General features: G+C 52.5%; 16 protein-coding genes. 12 read left to right on the top strand and 4 right to left on the bottom strand.

Annotated elements, in window-relative coordinates:
* Positions 1 to 40: 40 nt before the first annotated feature.
* On the bottom strand, positions 41 to 1,861 hold the full coding sequence (locus ACFPMF_RS23385; RefSeq protein ID WP_379849654.1) for a glycosyltransferase: 1,821 nt from the start codon (positions 1,859 to 1,861) through the stop codon (positions 41 to 43).
* A 103-nt stretch (positions 1,862 to 1,964) separates the two neighbouring features.
* Here ACFPMF_RS23385 and purU point away from each other — a divergent pair, with 103 nt between their 5' ends.
* The 4 genes from purU (at position 1,965) to ACFPMF_RS23365 (ending at position 8,597) form a co-directional block, all read left to right on the top strand.
* Complete coding sequence (gene purU / locus ACFPMF_RS23380; RefSeq protein ID WP_379849652.1) at positions 1,965 to 2,804, top strand: formyltetrahydrofolate deformylase; 840 nt, start codon at positions 1,965 to 1,967, stop codon at positions 2,802 to 2,804.
* An 87-nt stretch (positions 2,805 to 2,891) separates the two neighbouring features.
* Positions 2,892 to 5,720: an AsmA family protein gene (locus ACFPMF_RS23375; protein ID WP_379849650.1), complete on the top strand. Its 2,829-nt coding sequence runs from the start codon at positions 2,892 to 2,894 to the stop codon at positions 5,718 to 5,720.
* Positions 5,717 to 6,799: a DUF4421 domain-containing protein gene (locus ACFPMF_RS23370; protein ID WP_379849648.1), complete on the top strand. Its 1,083-nt coding sequence runs from the start codon at positions 5,717 to 5,719 to the stop codon at positions 6,797 to 6,799. The genes ACFPMF_RS23375 and ACFPMF_RS23370 overlap by 4 nt, the downstream gene beginning before the upstream one ends.
* Before the next feature lie 133 nt (positions 6,800 to 6,932).
* Complete coding sequence (locus ACFPMF_RS23365) at positions 6,933 to 8,597, top strand: sodium/sugar symporter (RefSeq protein ID WP_379849646.1); 1,665 nt, start codon at positions 6,933 to 6,935, stop codon at positions 8,595 to 8,597.
* A 79-nt stretch (positions 8,598 to 8,676) separates the two neighbouring features.
* Here ACFPMF_RS23365 and ACFPMF_RS23360 read toward each other — a convergent pair whose 3' ends face one another.
* Complete coding sequence (locus ACFPMF_RS23360; protein ID WP_379849644.1) at positions 8,677 to 9,408, bottom strand: copper homeostasis protein CutC; 732 nt, start codon at positions 9,406 to 9,408, stop codon at positions 8,677 to 8,679.
* A 195-nt stretch (positions 9,409 to 9,603) separates the two neighbouring features.
* Between ACFPMF_RS23360 and ACFPMF_RS23355 the strand changes: the two genes are divergently transcribed.
* Positions 9,604 to 9,825, top strand: a complete 222-nt coding sequence (locus tag ACFPMF_RS23355; protein ID WP_009284883.1) for a DUF2795 domain-containing protein — start codon at positions 9,604 to 9,606, stop codon at positions 9,823 to 9,825.
* 80 nt (positions 9,826 to 9,905) lie between these two features.
* On the opposite strand, the gene ACFPMF_RS23350 is transcribed toward ACFPMF_RS23355, so the two are convergent.
* A complete protein-coding gene (locus ACFPMF_RS23350) occupies positions 9,906 to 10,352 on the bottom strand; it encodes a sterol desaturase family protein (RefSeq protein ID WP_379849642.1) in 447 nt (148 codons plus the stop codon).
* 201 nt (positions 10,353 to 10,553) lie between these two features.
* On the opposite strand from ACFPMF_RS23350, the gene ACFPMF_RS23345 reads away from it, so the two are divergent.
* The 6 genes from ACFPMF_RS23345 (at position 10,554) to ACFPMF_RS23320 (ending at position 17,287) form a co-directional block, all read left to right on the top strand.
* Positions 10,554 to 11,198 (top strand): RNA-binding domain-containing protein, encoded by a 645-nt coding sequence (locus ACFPMF_RS23345; RefSeq protein ID WP_379849640.1) that lies wholly within the window; start codon positions 10,554 to 10,556, stop codon positions 11,196 to 11,198.
* Between the two features lie 305 nt (positions 11,199 to 11,503).
* Positions 11,504 to 13,252 carry a tetratricopeptide repeat protein gene (locus tag ACFPMF_RS23340; RefSeq protein ID WP_379849715.1) on the top strand — a complete coding sequence of 583 codons (1,749 nt, stop codon included), beginning with the start codon at positions 11,504 to 11,506 and terminating at the stop codon, positions 13,250 to 13,252.
* Positions 13,245 to 14,099: a lipoprotein insertase outer membrane protein LolB1 gene (gene lolB1 / locus ACFPMF_RS23335; protein ID WP_379849638.1), complete on the top strand. Its 855-nt coding sequence runs from the start codon at positions 13,245 to 13,247 to the stop codon at positions 14,097 to 14,099. Before ACFPMF_RS23340 ends, lolB1 begins: the two co-directional genes overlap by 8 nt.
* Positions 14,100 to 14,163: 64 nt before the next feature.
* Positions 14,164 to 15,558, top strand: a complete 1,395-nt coding sequence (locus ACFPMF_RS23330) for a murein hydrolase activator EnvC family protein (protein WP_379849636.1) — start codon at positions 14,164 to 14,166, stop codon at positions 15,556 to 15,558.
* 130 nt (positions 15,559 to 15,688) lie between these two features.
* Positions 15,689 to 16,507, top strand: coding sequence for a 3-methyl-2-oxobutanoate hydroxymethyltransferase (gene panB, locus ACFPMF_RS23325; protein WP_379849634.1), 819 nt, complete (start codon positions 15,689 to 15,691; stop codon positions 16,505 to 16,507).
* Between the two features lie 54 nt (positions 16,508 to 16,561).
* On the top strand, positions 16,562 to 17,287 hold the full coding sequence (locus tag ACFPMF_RS23320) for an RluA family pseudouridine synthase (protein WP_379849632.1): 726 nt from the start codon (positions 16,562 to 16,564) through the stop codon (positions 17,285 to 17,287).
* Positions 17,288 to 17,378: 91 nt separating this feature from the next.
* Here ACFPMF_RS23320 and ACFPMF_RS23315 read toward each other — a convergent pair whose 3' ends face one another.
* The gene (locus tag ACFPMF_RS23315) at positions 17,379 to 17,537 is read right to left on the bottom strand and encodes a hypothetical protein (protein WP_379849630.1); all 159 of its coding nucleotides are present in this window, start codon (positions 17,535 to 17,537) and stop codon (positions 17,379 to 17,381) included.
* A gap of 260 nt (positions 17,538 to 17,797) precedes the next feature.
* Between ACFPMF_RS23315 and mutL the strand changes: the two genes are divergently transcribed.
* Positions 17,798 to 19,723, top strand: coding sequence for a DNA mismatch repair endonuclease MutL (gene mutL / locus ACFPMF_RS23310; protein WP_379849628.1), 1,926 nt, complete (start codon positions 17,798 to 17,800; stop codon positions 19,721 to 19,723).
* Positions 19,724 to 19,740: the final 17 nt, after the last annotated feature.

Below are 19,740 nucleotides of genomic sequence, written 5' to 3'. Positions count from 1 at the left end.
CGGTTTCTTTCGTCTTTGGTCTTTTCTCTTTTGTCTATAATCACGGTTTCCGGCGCTTCAGGGCCAGATCGTGGGCGGTATCGTAGTAAGACCGCAGGTTGGTCCAGTCAAAGACTTCCGCGATGTTTTCGACCCGGTTTCGTTGCGTAATCCGGTCGCGCTGCGACAGCCGGACAAACCGGAACAGAATGTTCGCCAGCTGGTCGGCGGCTTCGTTGAAGGTCTGCGTTTTTCGGTTGACAACGTAAATGCCCCGGTTTTCGTAATCCCGCATGATCTGCATGATGAAATCGCCAAAACCGGACAGGTCGCTGGTGACGGTCGGAATACCGCGCACCACGCATTCCAGGGGCGTATAGCCCCAGGGTTCGTAGTAACTCGGGAAAACGCCGAGGTGACACCCCCGCACAAACTGCCCGTAATCCAGACCAAACAGGGGATTGGTCGAAGCAATAAAATCCGGGTGATAGACCACTTTGACGCGGTCGTACGAATTGTTGACCAGTTGAACCTGCCGGATAACCCGCACCATATCGTCTTCCTGAACCAGGTCGTGGGTGACGAAAGGGGGTAAATTATTGGTCTTAAAGCTTTGAATGGTTCGCCGGAGCCGGAGCCGCCAGTATTCATCCACAAACTGGTTCAAATCCGGCAGATTGATGTCTTCCCCCGCAGCCGCATTCAAAAATAACCGGTCACCCAATTGATTCTCAATGGCTTTACAGGTTTCCTGGATTTCGTCCAGAACGGCGCGGCTGTGCAGAACGTCGGGGTTAATGGAACGGAACGGTTGTTTGGTAATCATGAACATCACCACCGTCATGTCCATATTGGCTTCCCGCATCTTCCAGTTCAGCCGGGCGAGGGCTTCAAGCGTCAGGTCGTAGCCTTTGTTGCTGAACTCAAACCGGCCCGAGGTGAAGAAATACAGCGTTTTTTCCAGATCGAACGAATAACTCTGGAAGAAGTGACCCATTATGAACTCGTGAATCCGTTCCTTGTACTTGACGTGCAGGTTCTGAAATTCGTGAACGGCCGTAAACCGCATGATATTCAAGCCATTTGGAAGAATCAGGTCGGGGACGCGCCCCAGAAAAACCTCACACTCACGGGCGGTAACATCGCTGACGGTAGTGAACACGTGCGACTGCTGGGCGGCCAGGCGCTCAATCATGGCCTGCGCTTCGATGTTGTAATGTTTGGCCTCGCGTTGCCAGTCGAAAAAAGGAAGCTTGCCGTAAAAACCGGATTCGTTCTGCGCCAGATAGCGGCCGAGCATGGTTGCGTGGGTCGTAAAAACCGTCGCAATTTTGACGTTATCCCGGCGCAGGTCGGGTAATCCGCTGCTGGCCATCCATTCGTGAAAATGAACCGTAATATCGACCTGTTGCGCACTTTCGGCGGCCAGTTCGGTCAGGAAAATACGGACCAGCTCGCCCAGACCGACCACCTGATTGACCAGTTCCTCAACCCCGAGTGTCGAGATTCGGTGCCGTTCCCAAAGCCCGTATTTCACCTGTTCAATCGCGGGCCCGAGGCTTTGAATACCAAACAGAACTACCCGGGGCTTCCCGGTAATGAGCCAATGGCCGTATTGAACGTCCAGACCCCGCGAACGCATGTTCTGAACCACGCGGCTGATTTCGGTGCCATCGTCGTACGGAATGGGTTCAAATTCAACGGCGGCCCGTTGCGGAAAATAAGGCCCGAGCAGAATATAATCAGTATCCCATTTTTCGACCATCGCCGGTACCTTCGACCGGATAACCGTATAAATACCGCCCACCTGGTTACACACTTCCCAGGCGACTTCAATGAGCAATTTTCGCTTAGATGCAGAGAGCGACGATTCCAATGCCATACAATTGTTAGGGGTGGCTAATCGGCCTTATTCAGGCGGAATAAGGCGATTCGCGCGGTGATTTTACTACTTTTACGGTAACTTTCAAATTATCAAATCGTTCATGTCCACCGAGACCCGCCATATTCTATTAATGGACGGCCCCGACAGCACCGGGCTTATTCACCGCGTCACCGGCGTATTGGCGCACCACAATCTGAATATCATTCGCAACGACGAATACGTCAGCCCCGACCGCCAGTTCTTCATGCGTACGGAGTTCGAAGGTAACTACGATTCGGGCGTTTTGTCTGATAAATTACAACAGACGTTACCGGCGGGGATCAATCTCCGTATTAATCCTAAAAAAAAGAAAAATATTATTGTTTTTGTTACCAAGGAACACCATTGTTTAGCAGAACTGCTGATTCGGTACGCGTTTAATGAACTCGATGCCGATATTCTGGCGGTGGTCAGCAACTACAACACGCTGCAGCCGCTGGTGAGCAAGTTCGGTATTCCTTTTCATTATGTCACGCACGAACACCGAACCCGCGAAGAACACGAAGACGCTATTCTGCGAACGCTGTCAATTTACGACCCGGAATACATTGTGCTGGCCAAATACATGCGGGTTCTGACGCCCGGCTTTGTCAGTCATTTTCCGAACCGGATTGTTAATATTCACCACTCCTTTCTACCCGCCTTTATGGGGGCCAGCCCCTACCGCCAGGCCTACGACCGGGGCGTAAAAATCATCGGGGCGACCGCGCATTTTGTGAACAACGATCTGGACGAAGGTCCGATTATTGCCCAGAATATCAAGGAGGTAGACCACCGTCATACGGCGGCCGACATGGCCACGGAAGGCAAGGATGTCGAGAAAATTGTACTGTCGCAGGCGCTGAAATTAGTGTTCAACGACCGTGTTTTTATCCATCAGAACCGGACCATTATTCTATAAAGTCGAACAGTGTGCCCTCGCCGGAGGTTTTACTAAAATGGGCCTTCGGGCCGGTTTCGAATAGGTATCGATTGGTTTGTAAAAGCGATGGCGAGGTTTGCTCACTGGATAAAAATTGGCGTAGCGGCAGCAGGAGTTCTGGTCCTGGTGATCTTTCTGATTCCGCTCTTCCTGGCGACGGTTTATAAAGAAAAGGTGATTCAGGCCATTCGGGACGAATTTGCCAGCCACTCGGAGCAACGCCTGGCCGATTTTGACGTGAATTTTTCGTTACTCCGCCATTTTCCGCACCTCTCCATCCAGCTTGACAATATTTCCATCCACGACCATCAGGGCGCAAAACCGCTGGAAATTGTCGGGATCAACCAGGCGCATCTGGTCATCGGAACCACTGATTTTTTTCGGGAAATTCGAACCGTCCGGGAGATTTTTCTGAAAGGCGTTCGGTACCACCAATGGGTGGATTCGACCGGGCACAAAACCGGTTTTGCCTGGAAATCCGAAAGCCGTTCGGATACGACACATATGCATTCGGTAACGATTCCGGAAATCCGGATCGAAGACGCGACGGTGGTAATTGAAAATGCCTATAAAAAGAATGCATTTGCCCTGACCATCCGCCAGGCCGATTTGACGGGCCACCTCAACCATCCTACCCTTCAGTTGCAGGGCCGGCTCAACGGTTCCATTGACTTTATCCGGAACCGGAAACTGACGTTGTTTCGGGGCCAGCCTTTTTCGGCGACCGTCCAGTATGCCTACAATCCGACCACCAAAACCGGGACCTTCAGCCAGACGCAACTGCGGGTAAACGGCGCCCCGGTTCAGCTGGTGGGAACGCACCAGAAGCTGGCCGAAGGCTCGTTTTTGAACCTCGGGCTGAGTGGCGTGCAACCGGCGCACGACTTTCTGAAGGCCTTGTTACCCGACTCGCTTAAACGGTATGCGGGCGATACGGCCTTAAAAGGGAACGTCGCCTTCCGGTTTCGGATGCGGGGCCGGACCGGGGCGATGGTTCGGGCGCATAACGACATCCATTTTCAGCTTCAGGCCCAAAACTACCGCTGGCCGAAAACGCCGGTGGTTTTTCAGACCGTGCAGGTGAAGGGTAACTGGAACAACGGAGCCGCGCATTCCCGCGAAACCGCCCGGCTGACGTTGCAGCAATTCCGGGTACAGTCGGGCGAGGATACGCTGGTGTTGCGCGGCACGCTGACCAACTTTGTTTCGCCCGTTGCCGATGCCACCATCCAGGGGAAGCTATCGCTGCTCCAGCTGGCGCAGTTGATGAACTGGCCCGGCGATTCGCTGTACCGGGGAACGGCCGCGATTGATCTGGCCGTTCGGAGTCCGTTGCTATACGCCAACGTGGCGCAGCCCGCACCCGAAGAACCGTACTGGAGCGGCCAGTTGCAGATTCGGGATGGCTGTTTGCTGTTTCCGAAGTCGGCGGGTCGGTGTACGGCTCTGAAGGCCGATATTCAGTTTCTTCCCGAAAACAACAGGCTCCGGATTCAGGAAGTGGTGGGCAAACTGGACGGTCGCTCGTTTAACCTCAACGGCGAGGTGACCAATCTGCTACGGTATGTGCTCGGTGGTAGCCAGGAAATCCATCCGGTTCGGACGCAGCTCGCGGCCCACTGGCAGGAACTGGATTTTTCGAAACCGGCGGTGTCAACGTCCCCAAAACCGGCTCCAAAAAAAGTGCCCAGTTCGACGGACAGCCTCTTGGCGGGTCTGCTTTTCGGTACCGAATATTCGGCTACTATCCGGATTGACCGGATTCGGCTCCCCTCCCGTGAAGACCTGAGTGATATGTCGTTTGTGGTCCACAAAAAGGGCGAGTTGGTGCGGGTTCCGCAATTGCTTTGTAAAACCACGCTGGGCGGCTCGATTGCCGGTTTGGGCCATTTTCAACTGAATCCGGACGGTATTCAGGAACCGTATGCGGCCCTGCGGCTGGCGTATGATCGGCTGGATCTGCAACGGCTGGTGAGTTTGCTGGCCGGCCTGAACAGCATGCAGGCAACCTACCGACGACCGGTTTCGCCGAAACGAAAAACCGGGTTGAGCGATTACCGGTTTGACCTGGAAGTAAAAGCCCGCAAGCTCGACTACCAAACCCTGAAAGGCAACGATTTCGGCCTGAAAACCGTCATCAAAGACGAGACTGCGCAACTGGAACGGCTGACCATGAATGCCTTTGGCGGGCGGTTGGGTTCGCACGGTTTGATGAAGCTGGGCGATCCGAAAGGCTTTCCCACGACGCTCAACGTGACGTTGCAGCGCATGGATTTGTACCAGCTTTTTCGGGCGGCCGAGGAAATGAATCTCGATGTGCTGAAAGGCGAGAATATTCGGGGGACCGTCGATTGTTCGATGACGCTGCGAACGGATTTGAACAACGATTTTTTGCCGGAGGTCGACAAGATAACCGCCTACACCAAAGCCTCGATCCGGGCTATGGAGCTGATAGATGTCCAGCCGATTCAACAGGCCTTGCGGTTTTTGCCGAAGGCCAAGACGGGTCATATCTATTTCGAAGATGTTGACGCCCAGTTTCTGCTGCACCAGAACCGGATTTTAATGCCCGACCTGAACCTGACCAGCAATCTTTCGTATCTTCACCTGAACGGCGATTATACGCTCAATAAAAAAGCGGCTTTTCTGGTCGAGATCAGTTTAACGGATTTGCTGTTTGGCAACAACAAACGGCGTATCCGGCAGATTCAGGATGCGGATTCGACCCGGATGAACAAGGGCCTGACAAACCATTTGCTGTTGCACCGCGACCTCGGAAAATACCGCATGAAACTATTTGGCCGGCGCGATTTCGAAACGCATAAACAATCGCTCCGGGATGAATGGCAGACCGAGCTGAACCGGCATAAAATCGATACGACCTTTGTGCGATGATGCACCCATTTACGGCCCAGCTTTCGCTTGCCAGTGCCTGTAGGACCGGGCTTTTCGGGCCGGTTTTTCACTTCTTTCTGAGTAGTTTGTTGTTGACCGGTTTGGAAAGCCGGGCCCAGAACCGGATCAAGAACCCGGTTGATAGTGCGTATGTGCAGACCTTCCCGCGACTGCTGACGGGCCGTGTATTTCTCTCCCAGAAATACACGGCCTACGTGCTGTCAACGCCGGTTGCTTCCGCGCCTTCGCTGCGGTTTCGACCCAATTCGTCGCTGGATTTGGGCGTTGGGGCGACGTTCAAAGCCCTCACGCTGAATCTGGCGCACGGTCTTTCGTTTCTGAATCGGGACAACGGTCGCGGAAAAACCAGGGACATCGATCTCCAGACCCACGTTTACCTGCGGAAGTGGGTACTCGACGGCTTCGCGCAATTTTATAAAGGCTACTACTTATTGCCCCGGGGCCAGGCGGCTCCCGATCCGGGCCAGTATTATGTGCGGCCCGATCTGGGCGTTTACCTGCTGGGCGGGTCGGTCCGGCGGGTGTTTAATTCCCGGCGGTTTTCGTTCCGGGCGTCGCTCATTCAGAACGAATGGCAAAAACGGTCGGCGGGCACGTGGCTGGCCGGTTTTCAGCTCTATTACGGCATTGTACGGGGGGATAGCGCACTGGTGCCCGGACGGTTGCAGACTGACTTTCCGACCGAGAAGGTGCAACGGATGCGGCTGTTGAAAGGGGGACCGGGCGGAGGTTATGCCTACACGTTCGTGTACCGGAAACACTGGTTTGCCACCGGTTCGTTAACGGCTAACCTGAATGCCACGTTCAGCAAAGAAGCTTTCGGAACGGGGCGGCTGGCTTACAGCAACGTGCGCCCGGATTTGCTGTTTCGGGCTGTTGCGGGCTATAATAGCAACCAGTGGTGCGTTACCCTCGGCTGGGTGAACGGGTCCGTGTCGGTGATAAGCCCCCTTTATCAGCACGTCATCCATACCGGCAATTACAGGTTTACCGTCGCCCGGCGGTTTAAGACCAATCGACAGTTGCAGAAGCTGGTTCCGGATACGATTAAAATCTGACCGCTGGGGCCGGCTGGTGGCCCAAATAATAATCATTTCGGGGTTGATTGGAGGAATCAGATGTTCTCTAAATTGTTATCTTTCGAGCCGAAATAATCCTAGAGGTGTTTTTCCCCTACTTTAAGCCGTTGTCATGCAAAAATTACAGGTTATCGACTACGTTGTTTTCTTCATTTATTTCATCATCGTAGCGGGCTACGGCTACTGGATTTACCAACGAAAAAAGACTCAGGAAACCTCCTCCACCGATTTCTTTCTGGCCGAAGGCTCGCTGACCTGGTGGGCCATCGGTGCTTCGCTGATTGCCTCCAACATTTCGGCCGAACAGTTTATCGGCGCTTCCGGCGACGGTTTTGCGATGGGGCTGGCCATTGCGACCTACGAGTGGATGGCGGCCGCGACGCTGATCGTGGTGGCGGTTTTTTTTATGCCGATTTACCTCAAAAACCGCATCTTCACGATGCCGCAGTTTCTGACGCAGCGCTACAATAATACCGTTGCGATGATCATGGCCATTTTCTGGCTTTTTCTGTATGTATTAGTGAATCTGACCTCCATCCTGTTTCTGGGGGCGCTGGCGGTTTCGACCATTTCGGGGCTGAACTTTACGCTTTGCATGATCGGGCTGGCGGTTTTTGCCGTCATTATTACGCTGGGCGGGATGAAAGTGATTGGCTATACGGATGTGATTCAGGTGTTCTTCCTGATCCTGGGTGGTCTGGCCACAACGTATCTGGCGATTAACCTCGTTTCGGCCGAAAATGGTACCGACGGGATTCTGAACGGGTTCAACCAGATGCTGACCCAATCGGAGGACCACTTTCACATGATTTTCCCGAAAGGCCACCCACACTATGCTTCCCTGCCGGGCCTGACGGTTTTAATTGGCGGGATGTGGATTGTGAACCTGAACTACTGGGGTTGTAATCAGTATATTACGCAACGCGCGCTGGGGGCCGATCTGAAAACCGCCCGCGAAGGAATTCTGTTTGCGGCCTTCCTGAAACTGCTGATGCCGATCATCGTGGTATTGCCCGGGATTGCGGCTTATACGCTCTACCAGAACGGCCTGTTTCAGCAGGAGATGCTGGATGCCTCGGGCGAAGTCAACAAAGACCACGCCTACCCGGTTTTGCTGAATCTGCTGCCTGCGGGGCTGAAAGGGCTATCGTTCGCGGCTTTGACGGCGGCCGTGGTGGCGTCGCTGGCGGGGAAAGCCAACTCGATCTCGACGATTTTTACGCTCGATATTTTCAAGAAATACATCTCGCCCACTGCCAGCGAACAGAAACTGGTGCGGGTGGGCCGGGTGACCATCTGGGTATCCATGCTGATGGCGATCCTGATTTCGCCGTTCATGGGTATCGATAAAAAAGGCGGTTTTCAGTTCATTCAGGAAATGACGGGCCTGGTGTCGCCGGGCGTTTTTGCCGCCTTCATCATGGGTTTTTTCTGGAAGAAAACGAACTCCAGCGGGGCGCTGTTCGCCATCGTGGGCGGGTTTCTGCTATCGCTGTTTTTCAAGTATGTGCTGCCGGATCTGGTCAATCTGGAGTTCCTGGCCCCCGCCGGTTTTGCCGTCAAAAGTGCCGAGGGCGTCTACACTATTCCGTTCCTCGATACGATGGGATTTGTCTTCCTGATCTGCGTGGCGGTGATGATTATCCTGGGGCTGCAGAAACCGAGTACCAAAGGGCTGGCGATCGATGCCAGTATGTTTAAAACCTCTTCCGGTTTTGCGTTCGGCGCCATCGTTGTGGTCGCGGTGATTACCTTCCTGTACGCGTACTTCTGGTAAGAAGGGGTGTTACACAGGGTTAATCAGAGAAATCCCCGATAAACCCTGCTTTCCTCTGATTAACCCTGTGTAACAATTTTTAAGCTGATACAGCCTCCACCACTGCCCGAACCACGGCGGGGCTGGTACTCAGCCACTCGTATTCGCCCAGGGCCACCGATGCCATGGGTACATCGAGGTTCCGGTATTGCATCCCACTGTTCATCACCTGTTTCCCTGTTAAATGAAGGGCCTGAACGCCCGTTGCGGCCAGTTGGGCGGCATTGGTAGCGGTTACGCCCGCACCCGCCATGATTTCAATGCGGCCGTCGGCCTGTTCCACCAGTTTTTTCAGCAGCGGAATCCCGATTTCGGCGCTGGGTTGTTGACCCGACGTCAGAATCCGTTTCGCACCCGTCCGGATGACGGCTTCCAGCGCTTCCTGCGGATCGCGGGTGAGGTCAAACGCCCGGTGAAACGTGACGGGCAGCGGATGGGCCAGCGCCACGAGTTCGGCGGTTTGGTCTTCATCAACCGTTCCGTCGGCATTCAACAAACCGAATACCACCCCATCGGCACCCGCCAGCCGGGCGTTGGTGATATCCCGGCGCATAACGGCCAATTCGGTAGTATTGTACAAAAAATCGCCCCCACGGGGCCGGATCATCACGTAAAGAGCAATGCTTAGCTCCCGGCGCGCCAGTTCGATCAGACCATAGCTGGGTGTGGTGCCGCCTTCCCCCGCCCCACCGCATAATTCAACGCGGGTTGCTCCGTTAGCCTGGGCAATCTGGCAGGATTCCAGCGAAAAAGCACAAATTTCAATCTCCATTGGTAAACTAATTTGGGTAATGAGAAGAAGTTACAGAACGAATACAAACATTTTTATTCGGGGGCGGTTATTTGGCCTAACTGCCTTACGAAACGTTTCCGAAAGAATTTTCGGCTAAATGTATAGGATATTCATATTTTTTTACTTTTGCACAATTTACGACGAACAGTTACCCTTTTATTAGCTGCAACGCCTATGTATTGGACACTCGAACTGGCATCTTATTTGGAAGATGCCCCCTGGCCGGCAACCAAAGATGAGTTGATCGATTACTCGATCCGCTCAGGCGCTCCGTTAGAAGTAGTCGAAAACCTGCAGGAGTTGGAAGACGACGGTCAGCCCTACGAAAGTATCGAGGAAATATGGCCTGATTACCCAACCAAGGACGACTTCTTCTTCAACGAAGACGAGTATTAACCCCTTTTCACCGGTTAAGTAACCCATAAAGATACAGCCTATGGGGTTGTGCTTTATGGGTTTTGGTGTTTCTGCGCCAATTAGGGTGTCTTCTGGTATTTCTTCGGAGCGAATAGAAAACCGAACGCTTCGGCTCCTTCCCGTTTGTGAACTTTGTGGTGAATATAGTGCGCCCGGATGATTCGTTTCAGGTACGGATGGCGGGCTGTAAACCGGATTTTGAACCGCCGGTGCACGATAATATCGTGGAAAACAAAGTAAAAAATACCGTATATCGTCACGCCAATTCCCACTGGTGCCAGAAACCAGAGGGACGGAACTTCAAATCCCGTCATCACCATGCCGATTGCCAGCAGACTAAAGACCACGCTGAACCAGTCGTTGCGTTCCAGAAAACCGGCATGGTGATTGTGATGCGAATGGTGCCAGCGCCACATAAAACCGTGCATAATGTATTTATGTGTCCACCAGGCTACGCCTTCCATACCAACCAGGGTAAGGAGCGCGATGACAACGTTTTCCAGCATTTTTTCGTTATAAAGTCAGTACAGCCAAAGGATAAACGATCCATAACCGTAAATAGTTACGAGGGAGAACCACCGGCTAAAATAGCGGATTTGTCGGTAAAATAGTTAAGACAACCTTTGGTTCGTATTGGTAAAAACGTTTATATTTAAAAGCAAGGGAAGATTTACAACCTTCCTGACACAGATACAGCCGATAGACTGATGGACTACAGGGCGCTCAAGGAACTGGTCAGACAGGGTGAGGGAACGCATCTCGAATTCAAATTAAAGTCCAATCACCCCGAGCGAATCATTCGCGAGATTGTGGCATTTGCCAACACCGAAGGCGGGAAGCTGCTGATCGGCATCGGTGACGACAAAAGTATCCAGGGACTGAAACATATTGACGAAGACGAATATTTGCTGGAACGCGCCATCGAACGGTATTGCAAACCGGCCATTGATTACACCATGGAACGCGTGGCCCTGGCCAACGACCGGGAAGTGCTGGTGATCACCGTGCCGGAAAGCGACCGAAAACCGCACTACGTCGATGATCCGCTCAACGACCTGCACCGGGCTTACATCCGGGTTGACGACAAGGCCATGCAGGCCAGTAAGGAGGTGCGGGAGATTCTGAAGGGTGAAACCGCCGACCGGAACATTCGGTTTACGTACGGCGAGAAAGAACAAGCCCTGATGCAACACCTGGCGCGTAACCAGAGCATTACGGTTGATTTGTTCGCCACTATTGCCCGGATTCCGCGCCGAATGGCTTCCCGGACCCTGGTGTTGCTGGTGCTGGCCAACGTTCTCCAGGTACATCCCGATGAAGTGGGGGATCGTTTCACGACCCGACCGGGCTAAAAACGTTTTGCTTCCGAATCAAAACCGCGTCACACCCGGCTACCGGTTGATCCATCAGGACCGGCGTTGGGTTGCGAAACAGTGTTTACTTCCCGGTACAAAAGAGCCCTGCTCTTAGCTCTGACCATCTCTCCCCCGATCAACGGGTCGTCATCGGATGGCTAATCCGATGTTTTCCACTACCTTTGTATAGTGTGATCAACGGTAAGCCATCGCTGCAATAGAGACCGTGCCAAACGCGTTTGAACAAAAGAGCCCGAGCGGCTGATCACAATGATTCGATTCATTTTAACTCGAATGAGCAGATGCACGATCTGGTAAAACCCAATTGGCGGAAATGGCTGGTTGCCGGTATCGGCTGCCTGATGGTGTGCTGGCTCGCACCCGCTCAGGCACAACGCAAAACCAAGGAACAGAAACCGAAAGAAGGCGGACGGGGCGTTGAAGAATCCTTGTTTACGGAAGGCATGAAGTTCATGATGATGGACGAACCGTCGAAAGCCATCGCCCAGTTCCAGAAAGTAATTCAACTGCATCCCGAAAATCCGGCGGCTCAGTATGCGACGGCCACGGCCCTGATGAAGCAGGGAAAAGTTGAAGAAGCCCTCCCCTACGCGCAAAAAGCCGTTCAACTCAATAAAGGTGAAAATAAATATTACGTTCTGCAACTGGCCGAATTGTTTGTCAAGCAGAAACGCTTTGCCGATGCCGAAAACCTGTACGAAGAACTGATCAAAAAAAGCCCCGAAAACATCGAATACGGGGTTGAACTGGCAGCTATTTACCTGTTCGACGAAAAACCGGACAAAGCCCTCGACATGTACGACCGCGTGGAGAAGGCGACCGGAATGAACGAAGAAATTATCCGGCAGAAACAGCGCATTTACCTCAAGCAGAACAAGGTCGAAAAAGCGATTCAGGAGGCCGAAAAACTGGTGGCGTCGGAACCGGGTGAAACCGATTATCTGCTGGAAGGTGCCGAATTGCTGATTGCCAACGATCGCAACGACCAGGCCGTTGACTGGCTCCAGCGGGCGTTAAAAGTCAATACGGACTTGCCCCAGGCCCACGTCATGCTGGCCGACCTGTACCGGAAACAGGGCAATCTGGAAAAATGCAGTCAGGAGCTGGATAAAGTCTTTTCGAATCCAAACCTGGAGGCCGACATCAAAGCCCGGATTCTGTCGAGCTACCTCGGCATGGTCGGCACTGATGAGAAAGCGAAGCAGAATGCTGTCCGGCTAGCGAAAGAACTGGCGACGGCTCACCCCAAAGACGCCCGCTCGCAGGCGATTTATGCCGACTTGCTGGTACAGCAGGGGAAAAAAGCCGAAGCCCGCGATTATTACGTCAAAGCAGCCCGGCTGGATAAAGCAACGTACGAGATCTGGGGCGCCATCCTGCAACTCGACGGTGAATTAAACCAGATGGACAGCATGCTGGTGCATTCGGAACAGGCCCTGGAACTGTTTCCGAATCAGGGCGTACTCTGGGCTTTCAACGGATCAGCCAATTACTTCAAAAAACGCTACAAAGAAGCCGTAGAGGCCTACGAAGAAAGCCGTCGGCTCTCGTCGGCCAATGCCGAACTGATGAAGAGTGTCACGGCGCAGCTGGGCGATGTATACAATGGCATGGGCGACCACCAGAAGTCGGACGAAGCGTACGAAGAAGTGTTGAAAACCGATCCGGATAACGACCACGTGCTGAATAACTACAGCTATTTTTTATCCCTCCGGAAAGAAAAACTCCCGCTGGCCCTGCAAATGTCGGAACGACTGGTGGAAAAAAACCAGAACAATGCCACGTACCTTGATACCTACGCCTGGGTGCTGTATGTCATGAAAGACTATGCAAAAGCCCGGCAGTACCTTGAAAAAGCGTTGCAAGCCGATAAGAACGTGAGTGGGACGATCATTGAGCATTATGGCGATGTGTTGTACCAGTTGGGCGAACACGACAGGGCCATTGAACAGTGGAAAAAAGCAAAACAAAAAGGTGAAACGACCGAACGGTTGGATAAGAAAATAGCCACCGGAAAAATTTATGAGTAAATACTTTATCGGACTGGTATGTGTCGTCGTGCTGATGACCTCGGAAGGGTGTCGTCGGCAGAAAATGTTCCGCAACGCTCCGCCCTCTCCCCCGGCAGATACCGTTTCCGTCCAGCCCCAGCCCGCCAGTCCTGCCGACAGTGTGGCCACTGCGCCCCCGGCACTGCCTTCCATCGACGCGAATTCCACCGTTGATCAGGTCGATTTTGACTACCTGACGGCGAAATCAAAAGTTTCGTTCAAGAGTAAGGAGCAGGATATCAACAACGCCAATGTCAATCTGCGGATCGACAAAGACAGTCTGATCTGGTTATCGGTTTCGGGGGTGGGTGTTGAAGTGGCTCGGGCACTGATTACGAAAGATTCCGTGGTCATTATGGACCGGATTCACCGTGAATATTCGGTCTATGATTATCCGACACTCAGCCAGCGGTTTAATTTTAACCTGAATTTCGGCCTGATTCAGTCACTGCTGATTGGCAACCTGCCGTTGCCACAGGAGCCCGCACAACGGGTCAAGAACGAGAAAGATTACCTGCTTCTGCGGCAGCACGAAGGTAAAGTGCTGGTTGATAACTACATTGGTGAGGAAAACCGGAAGTTGAAAAAACTGCTGGTGGTGGAGCAGCCAACCAAAAATTCGCTGACGCTGGATTACGAAGACTTTACGGTTTTGAATAATTTCCTGTTTCCGTACACCAGCTTGGTCACGGTCGATTACAAATCCAAAAACGACGGCCAGCCGTACCAGACCGTTTTACGAATTCGACACACTAAAGTAGAGCTTACCGAAAAAAATCCGGGCTTTCCGTTCACGATTCCGGCGAGATTCCAGCGGAGACTGTAAAATCCGGTATTGCAAGATGTTTATGAAGTACAGCGCGGTTTGGGTGCCCCATTGGAAGGCTTTGATGCTACTGCTACCCGTTTGCTGGCTGGCGGGCGAAACCGCTTTGGCCCAGCAACGGACGCGGCAGCAATTGGAAAAAGAGAAAAAACAAAATATCGAGAAAGTCTCTCAGATCCGGACCATCCTGAAAAAGACCTCGTCGCAGAAACAGGCCACGTTAGGCCAGTTGAAAGCGCTCAATCAGGAAATTGCCGCCCAGTCCAAGCAAATTAACCTCCTCACCGAGGATGTGAAGTTGATGACGAGTGAAATTCAGGAATTGCGCCGGACCTCCGGTCAGTTGCAGAAAGATCTCGAAAAGCTTAAAAAAGAATACGGTGAGATGATTTACGCAGCCGATAAACGCCGGCAGCAGGTCAATCCGCTTGGGTTTTTGTTCTCGGCCGAAAGCTTCAATCAGTTGGTCGCGCGGTATAAATACCTCCAGCAATATTCCGAAGCCCGCAAAGGCCAGGTAAGACAGATGGAAAAAGTGCGGCAGGAAATGCTGACCAAACAACAGGCTGTCGAGGTCAAAAAGAAACAGCAACAGGGGACGCTGGCTGTGCAGGTTAACGAGTCGAAGCGGCTGGAAGGGCTGAAGGACGAGAAAAACCGGGTAGCGCAGGAACTGAGCGAAAAAGAACAGGATCTTCGTACCGAACTGGCCGAAAGCCGGAAAGCCGTCAATCGCCTGGAATCGGCCATCACCGAAATGATTCGCCGGGAAATCCGGGAGCGTCAGGAGCGCGAACGGCTGGCCCGAATCGCCCGTGAAAAGGCGGAACGCGAGCGAATTGCGCGCGAAAGAGCCGCAGCGGCTGCGGCCGCCAAGGCCGAAAAAGCCAATGCGGAAGAAGCGGAAGGAAACAAGGCCGAAACGGCCGATGCCAAAACCGCTGAACCGAAAACCACCGAAACTGCTCCCGAAGCGGCCGAACGCGCAGCCCGTAAACCGGATGAGCGCCGGAATACCTTATTGAATGACGAAGAAGCCGCACTGGCGTCTTCCTTTGCGGCCTCCCGCAACCGCCTGCCCTGGCCGGTTGCCCGTGGTTTTATTTCGGATCATTACGGGGTAAAACCGCACCCGGTTTTGAAAGGGGTCATGCAGGATAATCCCGGAATTGATATTCAGACCAGTCCCGGCGAAGTGGTCCGGGCGGTGTACGATGGCGTGGTGCAGTATACAACTTACGTGACCGGAATGCACAACATTGTCGCAGTGCAACATGGTGATTATTATACGGTTTACGCTAAATTGAAGAGTGTGTCGGTGCAGGTCGGGCAGCGCCTGAAAGCCCGGGAGCCCATCGGTATCGTGGCTACCGACAAAGATGGGGTGGCCGAAGTTCAGTTTCAGGTCTGGAAAAGCACGAACCGTTTGAACCCTGAATCCTGGCTTCTGGACCGTTAATTTCCACCGAATCCCCGACCATCGGCGGTTTACCGAATCATTTTGCGCCCATCTTGGTTCTATTCCGTACAATTCGCAGTAGATTGCCGGTGTATTCTGCTCACAATTGCCCAAAACAGTTACGTAACAAATGTCTGTTCATAACCCCGACATCAAACGGATTACGACCCATGTTATTCAGGAACTGAAGAGCAAGGGGGAAAAAATTTCGGCCTTAACCGCCTATGATTATTCACTGGCCCGGCTGGTCGATGCGGCTGGTGTAGAAGTTATTCTGGTGGGTGATTCGGCTTCGAACGTCATGGCGGGCCACGAAACAACCCTGCCCATTACGCTGGATCAGATGATTTACCACGCCACGTCGGTCGTCCGGGCGGTCAAACGGGCCCTGGTGGTGGTCGATCTGCCGTTTGGCTCATACCAGGGAAATTCGTCGGAAGCGCTGCGGTCGGCCATCCGGATCATGAAAGAATCGGGGGCTCATTCCGTGAAAATGGAAGGTGGTCTGGAAGTCCGAGAGTCGATCATCCGGGTGTTGAGTGCCGGTGTTCCCGTCATGGGCCACCTGGGCCTGACGCCCCAATCCATTTATAAATTCGGGACGTATGCGGTTCGGGCAAAAGAAGAAACCGAAGCGCAGAAATTGCTGGAAGATGCCAAAATGCTGGAAGAGATTGGTTGTTACGCCGTGGTGCTGGAAAAAATACCGGCGGCTTTGACCAAACAGGTATCGGAAAGCCTGACCATTCCGACCATCGGCATTGGCGCCGGGCCGGATGCCGACGGCCAGATTCTGGTTCTGCACGATTTGCTGGGCATCAACAAAGAGTTTAAACCCCGGTTTTTGCGTCGCTATGCGGATTTGCACGGTATTATCACCGACGCAATCGGCCATTACGTCGATGACGTCAAAGACCGCGAATTTCCGACGAAGGAAGAGGCTTATTAAGGTACGTGCAGCTTTCGGCTGAACAAACGGTGAATGTTAATTCATCCCAAGACTATGAAACAGAAGTATGTTATTGTATACGAAGACAATCACCTGATTGTTGTCAATAAAGAACCGGGAGTACTGGTGCAGGCCGATAAGACCAGGGATGTGCCACTGCTGGATCTGATCAAGAACTACATCAAGAAGAAATACGACAAGCCCGGTGATGTGTTTCTGGGGACCGTTCACCGGCTCGACCGGCCGGTTAGCGGTCTGGTGGTGTTCGCGCGCACATCGAAGGCCCTGGAACGGATGAACGAAATTTTTCGGAAACGGCAGGTGCAAAAAACGTACTGGGCGGTGGTGGCCCGAAAACCGCGTGAAGAAAAAGGGCGGTTGAGCCATTTTTTGCTGAAAGATGAAGCGACCAATACCGTAAAAGCCTACGATTACGAAGTGCCGGGTTCGCAAAAAGCGGAATTAACCTACCGTTTGCTCGGCAAAATCAACGATCATTATCTGCTGGAAGTAAACCCGATTACGGGAAGGCCGCACCAGATTCGGGTGCAATTGGCGAGTATGGGGTGTCCGATTCGCGGTGATATCAAGTACGGGTTTCCCCGACCCAACCAGGATAGCAGTATCAATCTTCATGCCAGACGGCTCTATTTCATTCATCCCATCAAAAAAGAACCGCTGGTCTGCAAAGCCGGGGTTCCGAATAATCCGTTTTGGGAAGAATTTTTAGCCTTGGATCCGGAGGATTATAAGGATAAAAACTTAGATTTTATTCATTAAGCCCTTCGATAAATCCAATCAGGTGGCAGCAGGGCGCATACCCGTTCAGACGAAAAAATTAAATCGTCAGATTGAAAAAAATAAAAGGATATCACTTAATCGTGGGGGTGACATCCGACCAGAACTGGTTAAGCACCCGTTCCGCCATTTGCATTGCGCCCTGCACAGCTCCGAATATCATACACAGCGGTAAAATGATGGGAAAGAAAACCACCCAGTGCAAAACCATGTTTAATTTGACCTTCTTCATCTCGGTATTTGGGTAAAATCGTACTATCCTGCATTGAAGACAAGGCGCTGAAAACCTCGTTAAATCATCCCTTTATCAACCACAAAAGCGGGTTTGTTTCTGTTAATATTCAAAGTTAGTCTTGAATTATTACTATAACAAGGAACCGAGAAAAAAGATTTACAAAATTACGAAACCTATCCTGGTTGATTTTTCTAATATCGTGGAAAAGTAGTAATTTGATCTTCAATTAAGAATTCGAATTATTAGATAAATACAAAATGTTGAATATTATTCAACTATTACCGGATTCAATTGCCAATCAGATTGCGGCAGGGGAGGTGGTGCAACGGCCAGCATCTGTGGTTAAAGAATTGCTCGAAAATTCCATAGATGCCAAAGCAAAAACCGTACAAATTATTATCCGTGAGGCCGGTAAATCATTGATTCAGATTATAGATGATGGTATTGGCATGTCTGAGACGGACGCGCGGATGAGTTTTGAACGACACGCAACGTCCAAAATCCGCTCGTCGGATGATTTGTTTCGCATCCGGACGATGGGTTTTCGGGGCGAGGCCCTGGCGTCCATTGCGGCCATTGCCCAGGTTGAATTGCGAACCCGGCGGTCTGAAGCAACCCGGGGCGATGAATTGGGAACATTGATCCGGATCGAAGGCTCCGAAATTAAATCGCAGGAGTCGGTTTCGTGTCTGCCCGGGACCAATATTCTGGTAAAAAATTTATTCTTCAATGTTCCGGCCCGGCGTAATTTCCTGAAATCCAATTCCGTCGAAATGCGGCATATTCTGGATGAGTTTCAGCGGGTAGCATTAGCTCATCCTGATGTCGCGTTTTCTCTTTACCATAACGATTCGGAAGTTTATAACCTGCAGGCGGGCAAGCTGAGTCGCCGGATTGTCGATTTATTCGGGAAACAATACCGGGAACAACTGGCTTTTTGCGAGGAGGAAACCCCATATGTGAACGTTCGGGGGTATATTGGAAAACCGGAATTTGCCCGTAAAACGCGTGGAGAACAGTTCTTTTTCGTCAATTCCCGGTTTGTCAAGCACAACTACCTGCACCATGCCGTCGTGGGGGCCTACGAAGGAACCATTCAGGAGGGTTTTCACCCGTTCTATGTCCTGTTTATCGAAATCGATCCGTCGCATATTGATATCAACATTCACCCGACAAAAACCGAAATCAAATTCGACGATGAACGGTCGGTATACGCCATCGTCATGGCGGCCGTCCGGAAGGCGGTTGGTGTCTATAATCTGACGCCCTCCCTCGATTTTGATTCCAATGTTAACTTCCTGCCGGTGACCCCGGCCCCCCGCCGTTCGTCAGAAGGACTTGGCGGCAGTCCGGCAGAGCCGCAAAACCGGTCAGCGCCCCGGCCCATGAATCCGGTCTGGGCGAACGATCGGCTGGAACCCAAACCGGCTTCCGGTCTTGATTTTCCCCGCAAGTCGGCGGCCAACTGGCAGGCGATGTTCGAAGGGCTGGAAAAGCCGGAAACCGCTACCGAACCGGTTAACCTGTTCGAAACCCATGAGGGGCCGGCGGAAACGGAAGCCCTCACGCTGGAAAGCCGCGTCAATCACCTGAAAACCTCGCCGGTTTGGCCCGAAACCATTGGCGCGGTCATGCAGGTGCAAAACCGGTATCTGCTGACGCCGGTGCCGGCCGGGCTGCTGGTGATCGACCAGCGCCGGGCGTACGAACGGGTGCTGTACGACCAGTATCAGGCAGCGTTGACGAAACGGAACGGCGTATCGCAGCAATTGCTGTTTCCCAAAACCGTATCGGTGATGCCCGTCGATTACAACCTGGCGCTCGAATTACGCGAAGACCTGACCAGTCTGGGCTTTCTGTTCGACGAAGTCGGCCAGAATGCCTTCCTGATCCGGGGCGTTCCGGCGCTGTCGGTGGGCGAAAACGAAGAAGAATTATTTGCCAATTTGCTGGCGCAGCTGCGCGAAGATACCGGGCGGCTCAAACTGGAGCGGGCCGAAGTGCTGGCGCGGTCGCTGGCCCGCCGGTCGGCGGTTCGGCAGCAAAAACCGCTGGCCGAACCAGAACAGAAAGCGCTGGTAGAACAATTAATTGCATCGACAAACGCATCCTATACGCCAAACGGTGAACCGATTACGACTGTCTTGACGTTGGATAAATTAGCGGGATTATTTCGATCCTGATATGATTACTTTGCCAG

It is taken from the genome of Larkinella bovis (genome assembly GCF_042655385.1).
Lineage (GTDB): Bacteria > Bacteroidota > Bacteroidia > Cytophagales > Spirosomataceae > Larkinella > Larkinella bovis.
This window is presented reverse-complemented; position numbering and strand designations above follow the sequence as displayed.

Excerpts from the sequence above, each read along its gene's own strand:
- ACFPMF_RS23365 (WP_379849646.1), top strand. The coding sequence starts at position 6,933 with ATGCAAAAATTACAGGTTATCGACTACGTTGTTTTCTTCATTTATTTC.
- ACFPMF_RS23330 (WP_379849636.1), top strand. The coding sequence starts at position 14,164 with ATGCTACTGCTACCCGTTTGCTGGCTGGCGGGCGAAACCGCTTTGGCC.
- ACFPMF_RS23340 (WP_379849715.1), top strand. The coding sequence starts at position 11,504 with ATGCACGATCTGGTAAAACCCAATTGGCGGAAATGGCTGGTTGCCGGT.
- panB (WP_379849634.1), top strand. The coding sequence starts at position 15,689 with ATGTCTGTTCATAACCCCGACATCAAACGGATTACGACCCATGTTATT.
- ACFPMF_RS23360 (WP_379849644.1), bottom strand. The coding sequence starts at position 9,408 with ATGGAGATTGAAATTTGTGCTTTTTCGCTGGAATCCTGCCAGATTGCC.
- ACFPMF_RS23350 (WP_379849642.1), bottom strand. The coding sequence starts at position 10,352 with ATGCTGGAAAACGTTGTCATCGCGCTCCTTACCCTGGTTGGTATGGAA.
- ACFPMF_RS23315 (WP_379849630.1), bottom strand. The coding sequence starts at position 17,537 with ATGAAGAAGGTCAAATTAAACATGGTTTTGCACTGGGTGGTTTTCTTT.
- ACFPMF_RS23375 (WP_379849650.1), top strand. The coding sequence starts at position 2,892 with ATGGCGAGGTTTGCTCACTGGATAAAAATTGGCGTAGCGGCAGCAGGA.
- purU (WP_379849652.1), top strand. The coding sequence starts at position 1,965 with ATGTCCACCGAGACCCGCCATATTCTATTAATGGACGGCCCCGACAGC.
- ACFPMF_RS23345 (WP_379849640.1), top strand. The coding sequence starts at position 10,554 with ATGGACTACAGGGCGCTCAAGGAACTGGTCAGACAGGGTGAGGGAACG.
- ACFPMF_RS23320 (WP_379849632.1), top strand. The coding sequence starts at position 16,562 with ATGAAACAGAAGTATGTTATTGTATACGAAGACAATCACCTGATTGTT.
- lolB1 (WP_379849638.1), top strand. The coding sequence starts at position 13,245 with ATGAGTAAATACTTTATCGGACTGGTATGTGTCGTCGTGCTGATGACC.
- ACFPMF_RS23370 (WP_379849648.1), top strand. The coding sequence starts at position 5,717 with ATGATGCACCCATTTACGGCCCAGCTTTCGCTTGCCAGTGCCTGTAGG.
- mutL (WP_379849628.1), top strand. The coding sequence starts at position 17,798 with ATGTTGAATATTATTCAACTATTACCGGATTCAATTGCCAATCAGATT.
- ACFPMF_RS23385 (WP_379849654.1), bottom strand. The coding sequence starts at position 1,861 with ATGGCATTGGAATCGTCGCTCTCTGCATCTAAGCGAAAATTGCTCATT.
- ACFPMF_RS23355 (WP_009284883.1), top strand. The coding sequence starts at position 9,604 with ATGTATTGGACACTCGAACTGGCATCTTATTTGGAAGATGCCCCCTGG.